The organism is Ruminococcus flavefaciens ND2009, from assembly GCF_000621785.1.
In the GTDB taxonomy this organism is placed as follows: domain Bacteria; phylum Bacillota; class Clostridia; order Oscillospirales; family Ruminococcaceae; genus Ruminococcus; species Ruminococcus flavefaciens_C.
In genome coordinates, this window is the sequence record NZ_KK211349.1 from 109,434 (window position 1) to 120,672 (window position 11,239).

General features: G+C 50.0%; 10 protein-coding genes and 1 other RNA gene. 3 read left to right on the forward strand and 8 right to left on the reverse strand.

Annotated features, from left to right (window positions below; genetic code table 11):
• Positions 1 to 83 precede the first annotated feature (83 nt).
• Positions 84 to 2,492 (reverse strand): glycogen/starch/alpha-glucan phosphorylase, encoded by a 2,409-nt coding sequence (locus tag T488_RS0115390; RefSeq protein ID WP_051536518.1) that lies wholly within the window; start codon positions 2,490 to 2,492, stop codon positions 84 to 86.
• A gap of 473 nt (positions 2,493 to 2,965) precedes the next feature.
• Between T488_RS0115390 and T488_RS0115395 the strand changes: the two genes are divergently transcribed.
• Positions 2,966 to 4,174, forward strand: a complete 1,209-nt coding sequence (locus T488_RS0115395) for a hypothetical protein (protein ID WP_028521582.1) — start codon at positions 2,966 to 2,968, stop codon at positions 4,172 to 4,174.
• A gap of 60 nt (positions 4,175 to 4,234) precedes the next feature.
• Here T488_RS0115395 and T488_RS0115400 read toward each other — a convergent pair whose 3' ends face one another.
• The gene (locus T488_RS0115400; RefSeq protein ID WP_028521583.1) at positions 4,235 to 5,029 is read right to left on the reverse strand and encodes a DUF3592 domain-containing protein; all 795 of its coding nucleotides are present in this window, start codon (positions 5,027 to 5,029) and stop codon (positions 4,235 to 4,237) included.
• 52 nt (positions 5,030 to 5,081) lie between these two features.
• On the reverse strand, positions 5,082 to 6,056 hold the full coding sequence (locus tag T488_RS0115405) for a helix-turn-helix domain-containing protein (protein ID WP_028521584.1): 975 nt from the start codon (positions 6,054 to 6,056) through the stop codon (positions 5,082 to 5,084).
• A 241-nt stretch (positions 6,057 to 6,297) separates the two neighbouring features.
• Here T488_RS0115405 and T488_RS18285 point away from each other — a divergent pair, with 241 nt between their 5' ends.
• Positions 6,298 to 6,504, forward strand: a complete 207-nt coding sequence (locus T488_RS18285; RefSeq protein ID WP_037298565.1) for a hypothetical protein — start codon at positions 6,298 to 6,300, stop codon at positions 6,502 to 6,504.
• Positions 6,505 to 6,560: 56 nt separating this feature from the next.
• Positions 6,561 to 7,046 (forward strand): YkgJ family cysteine cluster protein, encoded by a 486-nt coding sequence (locus tag T488_RS0115415; protein ID WP_028521585.1) that lies wholly within the window; start codon positions 6,561 to 6,563, stop codon positions 7,044 to 7,046.
• A gap of 34 nt (positions 7,047 to 7,080) precedes the next feature.
• Here T488_RS0115415 and recR read toward each other — a convergent pair whose 3' ends face one another.
• From recR to ffs, 5 genes are all read right to left on the reverse strand, one after another.
• The gene (gene recR, locus T488_RS0115420; protein WP_028521586.1) at positions 7,081 to 7,683 is read right to left on the reverse strand and encodes a recombination mediator RecR; all 603 of its coding nucleotides are present in this window, start codon (positions 7,681 to 7,683) and stop codon (positions 7,081 to 7,083) included.
• Positions 7,684 to 7,689: 6 nt separating this feature from the next.
• The gene (locus T488_RS0115425) at positions 7,690 to 8,040 is read right to left on the reverse strand and encodes a YbaB/EbfC family nucleoid-associated protein (RefSeq protein WP_028521587.1); all 351 of its coding nucleotides are present in this window, start codon (positions 8,038 to 8,040) and stop codon (positions 7,690 to 7,692) included.
• A gap of 59 nt (positions 8,041 to 8,099) precedes the next feature.
• Positions 8,100 to 9,707: a DNA polymerase III subunit gamma/tau gene (dnaX, locus tag T488_RS0115430; protein ID WP_028521588.1), complete on the reverse strand. Its 1,608-nt coding sequence runs from the start codon at positions 9,705 to 9,707 to the stop codon at positions 8,100 to 8,102.
• Positions 9,708 to 9,720: 13 nt separating this feature from the next.
• Complete coding sequence (locus T488_RS0115435; protein WP_028521589.1) at positions 9,721 to 10,617, reverse strand: tetratricopeptide repeat protein; 897 nt, start codon at positions 10,615 to 10,617, stop codon at positions 9,721 to 9,723.
• 38 nt (positions 10,618 to 10,655) lie between these two features.
• An RNA gene (gene ffs / locus T488_RS19435) (signal recognition particle sRNA small type) lies at positions 10,656 to 10,754 on the reverse strand.
• Between the last annotated feature and the right edge of the window lie 485 nt (positions 10,755 to 11,239).

The window sequence follows — 11,239 nt, forward strand, 5'->3', positions numbered from 1 at the left end:
ATAATCCCTTATGGGTGTATCTGCAAAAAGGTAAAAAAGGGGACGAAGAAAACAACGTCCCCTTATTGTATTTTATGCTCCGGTCATCTTAAATGCCAGATGTTGTCGGCGTATTCCGTTACAGCGCGGTCTGCCGAGAAGATACCTGCGCCTGCGATATTGTTGAGTGACATCTTAGCCCACTTCAGCTTATCGTTGTAGCACTCAGTGATATACTGCTGTGCATTTCTGTAGCTGTCGAAGTCGGCAAGCACCATATAGGGGTCTCTGTCCTTCAGTGAATTTGCCACATCGTTGAAGGTACAGCCGTTTATGCCGTGGTACATACGGTCGATAGCCTCGTGGATTCGTCCGTCATTGTTGTAGCGCTCGCAGGGATTGTAGCCTCTTGCCCTGAGGTCGTTTACCTCGGGAGTCGTCATGCCGAAGATAACGATGTTATCGTCGCCGCAGGCTTCCTTTATCTCGATGTTGGCACCGTCGAGAGTACCAAGTGTGACTGCGCCGTTGAGCATGAGCTTCATATTGCCCGTACCCGAAGCCTCTGTACCCGCAAGGGAGATCTGTTCGGAAACGTCGGAAGCAGGCATAAGGTGCTCTGAGAGAGTTACGCAGTAATTCTCAAGGAACACAACTGAGAGCTTCTGGTTGATCCTGGGGTTCTTTCTTATCTCCTCGGAGATAGCCCAGATGAGCTTTATTATCTGCTTTGCCAGATAATAGCCGGGAGCTGCCTTTGCTGCGAAGATATAGGTCTTGGGAGTAAAGGGAGCATCGGGGTCATTGAGGAGATATGCGTAATCCGTAAGGATATTCATGACATTGAGGTGCTGTCTCTTGTATTCGTGGAGACGCTTTACCTGAACGTCGAAAATACTGTCTGTATTGAGTATGATGCCGGATCCGTTCTTGACGTATTTTGCGAAGGCTTCCTTGTTTGCCTTCTTTACGTCCATGAGCTTTGTGAGGACCTCCTTATCGTCCTGGAACTTGCGGAACTTTTCAAGCTCTGCGCCGTCCTTGATGAACTTGGGACCGATAGTGTCCTTCAGCAGCTTTGTAAGTCCCGGATTGGACTGATAGAGCCATCTTCTGTATGCGATACCGTTGGTGACGTTCTTGAACTTCTCGGGAGTATTCTCGTATTCGTCATGGAATACAGAGTCCTTGATTATCTGCGAGTGGAGCTTGGAAACGCCGTTTACGCTGTGTGAAGCCGCAACGCAGAGTGTAGCCATGTGTATCTGGTTGTCCTTGATGATGGACATACGGGTAGTCTTTGCGCTGTCGCCGCCGTTTCTCTCCATGAGAGAAGCGCAGTAGCGGTTGTTTATCTCAACGATGATGGAGAAAATTCTCGGGATAACTGACTTTACGAGGTTAACGTCCCATTTCTCCAGAGCCTCAGCCATAACTGTATGGTTTGTGTAGGCGAAGGTCTTTGTCACGATGTCCCATGACTTCTCCCAGCTGTATCCGCAGTCGTCAAGGAGTATGCGCATGAGCTCGGGGATAGCAAGGGTGGGGTGAGTATCGTTTATGTGGATAGCCACCTTGTCAGCCAGGTTTTCAAGGGTGCCGTAAACGTTCATGTGGGTGTTTACGATGTCGCCGATGGAAGCTGCGCAGAGGAAGTACTGCTGGCGGAGACGGAGGCTCTTGCCCTCCAGGTGGTTGTCGTTGGGGTAGAGTATCTTCGAGATGGCGTTTGCGATGGAGTTCTGGGCAAGAGCGCTCTCATAGTTGCCCTTGTTGAACATTTCCATATCGAAGTTGGGCGCCTTTGCGGACCATAGACGGAGCACGGAAACTCCTTCTGAGTCGTAGCCCGAAACGTACATATCGTAGGGCGTAGCCACAACGGTATTGTAGTTAACATGAGAGATGTAGTGATACTGGTTGTCCCAGTACTCCTGAAGGTCGCCCTCAAAGTGGACGTCGATGGAGAGCTCGGGCTTGGGCACCAGCCATACTGAGCCGCCGGGGAGCCAGTTGTCGGGGAGCTCTGTCTGCCAGCCGTCCTCCAGCTTCTGCTGGAAGATGCCGTACTCATAGCAGATAGAATAGCCCATTGCGGGGAAGCCCATGGTAGCAAGACCGTCAAGGTAGCAGGCAGCAAGTCTTCCCAGACCGCCGTTGCCCAGACCTGCATCGGGCTCGTTTTCGTATATCTTATCGAGATTGATGTCATACTGCTTCAGCATGGACTTTATGCCGTCAGCAAGCTCGAGATTGTAGATGCTTGTTTTGAGGGAGCGTCCCATGAGGAACTCCATTGAAAGGTAGTAGATCTGCTTACCGCCCACCGAGTGGGTGTGATTGATGAAGCTCTGCCTCTTTGCACCAAGAATTTCCACGATTATCGAGGAAAGAACATGGTAAACCTGCTTGTCTGAAGCTTCCTCGGGAGAAACGCTGTACAAAAGCTGAAGTTTTCTCGGGAACTCTTCCTTGATCCTGTCCATGAGAGGGTTTGCTTTTTTTGTAGCCATATCTGATCTCCATTCTGCCGCAGAAGCGGCGTTATTACCTTTTGTATAACTCGCCCTTCCTATAACAAACGTGCTTTCGGGAAATGGGGAGAAATTATTCTACAAGCGGTATACATCTTTAATTATACTATGATTTATAAGATATTTCAAGTGCTTATTTCAACAAATATTTGTCCACTAAATTTATATATTGCGGAAAATCGCCAAAAACTCAGCATGACCTGTCCCGAAGCTGCGTTTTTGTATTGTGCATATTGACTGAATGAGAGATAAGCGGAGTTCATATTTGTGCAGAAACACGAAAAAATTTGGTTTGAAAAAATTTTCTATATTTTTAAAAGATAAAACTTAGAAAATGTTTGAAATTTGTAATAATATGTGATATAATAGATAAAGCGGTTCCCGAAAAACAGAGCCGCAGAGAAAAAAGTGTAGAAAAAGACAACAAAAGAAAATGAAAAAGGTGATGTAAAATGGAAAAGAAAAAGCGTTTCTCGGTACTTAAGTTCGTTCTTATCGTGATCTGTATCATTCTGATCGTTATCTCGATATTTGTAAATATTGCATTCTCGGGCGGCAAGACCCCCAAGCTCTTCGGAAACTATGTTTACGTTGTGAAGGAATCCGACAACATGGGCAACAACGTAAGCACAGGTGCGGCTCTTATAGCTCCCGACGCTAAGGATCTCACTATCGCAAAGGGCGACATCGTTCTCGCCTATCCCGCTGCCGAGCCCGACAAGCTCCGCGTTCTCAGTATCTACGACATCGTTACCGCTGAGGACGGCACAGAAAAGTACGTTACCGCAGACGCTACCAATGTTGGCAGCTCTGAGCCCATAACCAAGGACAAGATCGCTGCTCTCTGCACAGGTCATACCCAGAGCGACGAGATCGGCGGACTTATAAGATTTGCTTCGGGCATCAAGGGCATACTGGCACTTCTGGTGCTCCCCTGCGTGCTCCTGGTGATCTTCCTCATTGCAAAGATCGCTTCCAACAAGGGCGATGACGACGATGAGTTCGGCTTCTACGAGTACGACGAGAAGGAAAAGGAAAGAGCAGACTTCGAGAGCAGGAAGAATATCCACGACAAGACTGCCAATCCCCTGTTTGAGCCTTCTCAGGAGATCCAGCCCAGCAACGAGCTTGAGCGCAAGAAGATGTCCATTGCCGAGAACTTCAGTCAGAAGAAGGTAAATCCCGATTCTCCCTATCAGAAGGAGAAGGAGCGCACAATGCAGTTCAAGGCACAGCGCAGTGCCGAGAGCACATTTGCTGCAAGAAATGTGGGCGGTTCATCGTCTACAGCTCCCACAGCCGACGCCCTCAGAGAGGAAATGCTCCGCAAGACAGCCGAGGCTGAGCGCACAGGCACCTTCAACATCAAGACCACAAGCACTCCTCAGCAGGCACCTTCCGAGCCTGTAAGCGATAACACAGGTATCCTCTCAAAGAGCCAGCTTGCAGAGATGTCAAGAAATGACGTTCCCAAGACAACTCCTCTGAGAAGCCAGTCCGCTCCTTCAACAGCAGCTCCCAAGCCGCCCAGAAAGAGCAGCACACCTGATATTTCTGACATCATCAGCAAGACCGAGCACAACGAGCGCAAGAAGAAGGCTGCGGATATGTCCGTTGACGACCTTCTCAAGCTCATTGAGGAAGAGAAGAACAAGCTCTGATAAAAACATCAAAGGCAGACCAAAACGGTCTGCCTTTTTATTATTGTCCGATATCTGGTATTATATTCCTGCTTCGTGAAAAGCGAATATAAACAGCGCCATTAGCGCAAGAGGACCTCCGATAAGGAACAGTGCGCGGAGCAGGGCTCCTGCCAGTGACTCCTTTTCAGCTTCGGGGTCATTTATTATTTTTGGATCTTCCGGGTCTACGAATATATCGTAGCTGTCCCCTTCCACACGGAATGCCTGAGTGAGACCGCCCTGTGCCGTATATTTCACGCCGTCAAAGGTGTATTCGTAGGTGGGACGGTACTTTACGCTGGTGATTCTGCCGTTTGTAGCGGCGGTTTCGGTGGTCATGCTCTTGCAGACCGCGGAAACATGAGCCGTACAGTTATCCTTTGATACAAGGGCGTGCTTTATGCCTGCCGAGGCGTAGTAGGCTCCGATACACGCAAAAGCCAGGGGTATACCATAGGCGAACAGCTTTACCATCTTCATTTTCATGTTGTCGCCGCCTGTCAGCACCATACGGGTACAAACGAAGCCTGCAACACCTATTGCTAACGCTACGAATGAGCCTGCCTGAAGCTTCTTCCCCTTGATAAGGTCGGAGATCATGGTGATGAGTCCGATGCCGCTGAACAGGGCGAAAAATGCGTATACAGCCTTGTACTGCTCGCCGCTGCGGTTTCCCATCACAAACATATATATAACGCCCACTGCGAACAATATCAGCACAAGTATACCCGTGATCGTATCAATGACCTTGAATTCCTTGCTGTTTTCGGGCTTTTCGTCGGGATACAGACCGTTTTCGTCGTAATTCATGGGCTGGTCATCGTATTTTTTCATGGAAATTCCCCTCCTTTGTGCTGATTATACCACGAAAGAGGGGAACTGTCAATCATTCGTCCTTGTTCTTGAATACGATGGCGATAACGGGGCAGAGTATAGCGCCAAGGACCCAGATTATCCAGGATACCTCCCAGGCGCGGGTGATGAAGCTCCAGAGCAGATATACCGCTGTTATGCAGCACCAGTAAACTGTCATTGCGGGATTGGGTCTGCCTCTGTGCTTTTTTCTCTTGCGTGTGAAGTCCTCCTCCTCAAGGAGCTTCCTGTAGCCGCCCATGATTATGCCTGTGTGAGTGAGGAAACCTACTCCCAGAGCCACAAATCCGAAGAACAGTGCGCCGGATAAAGCATCGGCCAAGTCACTGTCGGGAGCTGCAACGTCAAGTATCATAGTGGGCAGGAATGATAATATCAGCAGCATTACGCCGATAACGATGAATATAGTGTGCTTGGGGGTGTACTTGGTCTTTTTGTCGCCTGCCATGCCCGAAACTCCGTACTCCGTGTCGATGCCCTCTCTGCTGAGGTAGTCATAGGGCTTCATTTTCTGTCCCGAGATTATGAACAGGGCAACGCCTATGGCGACCATTATGAAAAGCAGGGGAGCTCCCAGCATATCGCTGAATTTGTCGGTGCTGTCAAGGCTTTCTATGACAATTGTGGGAACTACGCTGAGTATGCACAGAACAACTCCAATGGGTGTGCGGACAGAGCGCTTTTCGTTTGCGGCGAGGAAGCTGTTTGCCTCCTCCATGGATACCTTTCTGAGAGGGGGCTCGGTCTCCACCGAGGGCTCAGCTGCCGGAGCAGCTCCTGCGGGAAGGTCTTCATCATCTTTAAGTAATGTATCGGTGCTCACGCTGAATATTTCCGAGAGCTGAAGTATGCGGTTGATGTCGGGAGTGGACTGTGCGCCCTCCCACTTTGAGACCGACTGGCGGCTGACGCCCAGCTTCTCAGCCAGCTCCTCCTGTGACATACCCGATCTTTTTCTGAGTTCGATTATCTTGTCTGCAAGTATCATATTTATTTCCTCCGTTGTGATTTTTCACGGGCAGATCCCCCGTGGTCTATGGTCTTATTCTAACATTTCGGGCGGTTACATACAATCAACTGCGCTTTACAATTTGTCGCGCGGCAGTTGCAATTGCCTGTTTTTCGGTAAATTTTCAGGTGCACCAGCAAAAGTGCAAAAATATATTGATTTTTCCTGCCCGATGTGGTATAATATAAGTACAAATTTTTACGAAAGAAGGTATCCCCCTATGGAGATCAAAAAAGCAGTAGAAGCAGTTGAAAAGAAAACAGGCATCGACCTCCCCGATGAGAAGATCGAGAAGACAATTTCCAAGGTCGCTACTAAGGAAAACATCGATAAGGTAAAGGATGTAGTCGGCAAGGTGGCTACCAAGGAGAACCTCGAAAAGGTAAAGGACAAGGTAGAGGACATCGTTGAGAAGATCAAGAAGTGATCGGAAAGGGGCATTGCGGAAATGCCCCTTTTTTATTGATGAAAGGAGAAGGAGCCATGCTGAAAAAGATACTCAGCGGCGAAGCCTGTGCAAAGTGCCGCCTGTGCTGTATATTCGACCGCTATGACGTCTGGGAGACTCCCGTTTTCACCGCGGAGCTCTGCGAGAGGATAAAGGCTGCCCGTCCGCAGACCGAGTTCGTCACCAAGGACGGGGGCTACATATTCAGAGTGGGCGAGCTGAAGGGGGACGAGCTGTTCTCATGTCCCGCCCTTACGGACAAGGGCTGTATGCTTGGGGACGACAAGCCCTTTGACTGCCGTATCTGGCCCTACCGCATAATGGAGGTGGGGGGCAGACGCGCCATAACCTTTGCGTCCATCTGCGATGAGCTCTACCACAGACCCCTTTCACAGCTTGTGGACTTCCTCAGGGAGGGACTGGCGGACACTATCTTCGCCTACGCCGACCTCCACCCCGAGATAGTCAAGCCCTACTACGAGGGCTATCCTGTACTGCTCTTTGAGAGAAAGCTCCTTTAAAATATTCAGAAAAAAACGGGCATTAAGCCCGTTTTTACATATCATTCCTGTTTTCGAGCGCCTTGAAAAGCGTAACCTCGTCGGCGTATTCCAGGATACCGCCAACGGGAAGTCCGAATGCGAGACGGGTCACCTTTATGCCCATGGGCTTCAGCAGACCTGCTATATACATTGCGGTGGCGTCGCCCTCAACAGTGGGGTTAGTCGCCATGATGACCTCCTGAACTCCCCCTTCGGCTATCCTTGCCAGGAGCTCCTTTACGCGGAGCTTGTCGGGAGTTATGCCGTCCATGGGTGACAGGAGACCGTGGAGCACATGATATACTCCCCCGTATTCTCTTGTACGCTCAAAGGCAGTTACGTCCTTGGGGTTCTCGACCACGCAGATAACGCTCCTGTCGCGCTGGGGATCGTCGCAGATAGGGCAAATATCCCTCTCTGTCAGATTCTGGCAGCACTTGCAGCAGTGAACGTTCTTCTTAGCGTCGATAAGCGCCTTTGCAAAGTCCTCAACGGCTTCCTCGTCCATTGACATGACGTGATAAGCCAGCCTCTGTGCGGACTTCATGCCGATACCGGGGAGAGAAGCGAACTTCTCAGCCAGTATGACCAGCGGGAGCGCGTTATGATCTGCCATTATCTATCAGAAAAGACCGGGGAGAGAAACTCCGCCTGTGATCTTGCTCATCTCTGTCTCTGTTGTGTTCTCAACATTGTTGATAGCCTCGTTGACAGCGCTGATGATGAGATCCTGAAGCATATCGATGTCCTCGGGGTCAACTACCTCGGGCTTGAGTGTGAGAGACTTGATGGTCTTCTTGCCTGAGATGGTGACTTCAACAGCACCGCCGCCTGCGGTTGCAGAGAACTCTCTTGCCTCGATGTCCTCCTGGAGCTCTGTGATCTGATCCTGCATCTTCTGAGCCTGCTTGATCATCTGGTTCATATTCTGGGCGCCGCCGCCGTTTACGTTCCTTGGTATTCTTGCTTTCATTTTAAATTCTCCTTTGAAAATTTGATTTCATATTTATATAAAGCAAATAGTATTTGCTTTTAAGCGTTTTCCTTTTCCACAGCTGTCTCTATCTTGCTCTCCATAGCCTTTTTGATGATGCTCTCGGCGAGGTTTTTCTGCTCGTTGACGGTGGTAGCGCACTTTGCCTTGATGATGAAGCGCTGTCCCAGCACCTTTGTGATGGCAGTACCCAGTGACTGAGCGTTCTCCTTGACTTTGAACAGCTCCATGAAGAAGCGGTTCTGGGCGGTTATGAAGATATAGTTGCCTGCGATGCCTGCGAATGAGCCGTCAAGGCTTCCCGCAACGGCAGGATTGATGCTCTTGAACTCCTCAAGGACCTCTCCCCAGCGCTCGCAGGGGATAATATCCTCGGATCTCAGCTTTTTCAGGTCGATAGTGGGGACTATCTTCTCATCCGAGGGTGCGGCACTTGCCTCAAGGACCTCGGGCTGCTCGGGAGCCTGACCTGCGGCGGCTCTCGGTGCGGAAGCTATCTTGTCCTCCAACTGTTTTATTTTATCATATATTTCTGAATTGTCAATACCCTGAACTGTTTTTGCGGGGCCTGAGCACAGTTTTATCAGTGTCATCTCGAACTCCACGCGCTTGTTCATGGCTCTCTGCATATGCTCGCGGCACTCCTGAAGTGCGGAAAGTCTGTCCATAACAGTGGAGAGGTCGGTCTTTTCCGCAAGAGCTTTAAGACGCTCCAGCTCGTCGGGCATACATACTATGAGCTTTTCCGCGGTATCGGGCGAAGCCTTTATGAGCATGACGTTGCGGAGCTGAGTGATAAGCTCCTCACAGAGCCTTGTCAGATCCTTTGACATATCGTAGAGTGTGGCTGTGACACCGAGAGCCTTTGGGGCGTCGGAGTCGGATATAGCCTCAAGCATATCGTAGAGGTAGTCTCTGCCTGCGATACCTGCGGCAGTGGATACAGCCTCGGCGTTTATGACCTCGGCACATACGGAGCACTGGTCCAGAAGTGAAACAGCGTCACGCATACCGCCGTCGGCAAGCTTTGCTATCATGGCGGCGCCGTCCTCGGTGAGGTTAAGCTCCTCCTGCTGAGCGATATAGCTTATCCTCTTTGCGATGTCCTCAGCCTTGATCCTGCGGAAATCGTAGCGCTGACAGCGTGAGACGATGGTAGCAGGCACCTTGTGTATCTCGGTGGTGGCAAGGATGAACTTCACATAGGGAGGGGGCTCCTCCATTATTTTAAGGAGGGCATTGAAGGCTCCCTGAGAGAGCATGTGCACCTCATCTATAATGTATATCTTGTAGGCTCCGCGCTCGGGAGTATAAACTGCGGCATCGCGGAGGTCGCGGATATTGTCCACGCCGTTGTTGGAAGCGGCGTCAATTTCCACTATATCGGTAAGTGCGCCGCTGTCGGCGTCACGGCATATATCACATTCAAGGCAGGGATTGCCGTCCTTCATATTGCGGCAGTTCACCGCCTTTGCAAGGATACGGGCGCAGGTGGTCTTACCCGTGCCTCTCGAACCCGTGAAAAGGTATGCGTGGGCAGTCTTTCCGCTGATTATCTGATTTTTCAGGGCTTCTGTAGTGTATTCCTGAGAGATGACGTCATCAAATGTCAGAGGACGCCACTTGCGGTAAAGTGCCTTGTACACAGCTTTTCTCCTTTCACTGTTCTTTTTCTGCGCTTCGTTTTGCGGATTCCAGCATCTCCTTGAAGAAAGCTGTGAACTCCACAGGGTCGCTTATATTATTGACCAGAGCCTGACGGAAGCAGCGCTCCCCCTCCTCGCAGTTGCCTATCATGACATTTGCCAGGGCGGCTCCGCCCAGAGAGTCTGCGGTCTTTTCTCCGTTTTCGATGGATTCTGTGAACCATTTAAGGGCGTTCTCGCCCTGTTCTGCCTTCAGGTAGATACTGCCTATCTCAAAGCGTATCCTTCCGTGAAAGAGGTAGTCGTCCCGGAGCAGCTCCTGAAAATATTCGGCAGCACGCTCCGTGCTCCCGTTTGCAGCCATGCACCTTCCGATGAAGATAGGCAGCTCGGGGATATAGAAGCCGTTTTCCTGAGCCTTATCATAGCACATAAGGGCATTCGGATAGGCACCGAGTATATGATAGCAGCGTCCGCGGTAGAACTCGTTTACTGCGGTCTCACGCTGAGTGAACCTGAAGTCGCTGCTTCCCAGGTCCGTAAAGACCTCAAGAGCCATGCGGAAATTGCTCTTTTCAAACAGCTCCAGTCCCTTTTCAAACATGAGGGACTTCTTCCCAAGTCCCGTAAAGGCGCTGCCGATAAGGTCCTCGTCAGCACGGTGGTAGAGGTTTCCCTTGTAGTCTCTGAGTGAGAGCAGTGTGGCTCCCACCAGTGAGCCGATGAATGAGGTTATAATGATATTGAATATCATGAACCAGTCCATGCCGTCACTGCCGCTGTCGGTTATGAAGTAGTACACCGCCTGTACCGCAACGCATAGAAACGCGAAGGCAGCCGCTTTTACCAGAGAGCGCTTTACACAGAGAAGTACTCTCTTTGCTCTGATGAGGAGCATATTGAGGAACATACGGCACACCCCCTGTTAAAGAAAAATTCCGGAACATAGATGTGCAGGCTTGCTGCGGCACACAACACGCACCGCTTAATGCTGCTCGGTCTCCCGCCTGACATGGTTCACGGGGTCTTGTTGCACAGGGCCCACACATCTATATTTCGGAATTTCATACCCGTTTATACGAGCAGACGATGCTCTTTTAATATGATACCATAAACGGAGAGTTTTGTCAAGAATTTTTTTCGTCCGAAAAAAAGGCACTATACGGGGCGCGGATATTTAAGTTCGCATCAGTAAAATATGTCCTGCCTCTTGACTTTTTTCTGCCGATATTGTATAATTATAATGTTGAGTATATGTTTTTGTAAAAATATGCTTGTGCAGCACAGCTCCCCGTGCAGCGAATTTGCTGAGCAGACGACCGCTGCCGGCGGCAGATGAAGGGAGTTTGCGAAGGGAAGAAATATGGAGCAATGGGAGCGAAAGCGAAGCAGTGCGACTTATTTCAGACCGACAATGAGCAGGTCTCGGACTGATTATAAAGCGACAGCCGTGCAGCACCTTACAAAATTCAAAAATTTAATATGCTTGTGTAGCACAGTTGGTAGTGCAGCTCATTCGTAATGAGCAGGTC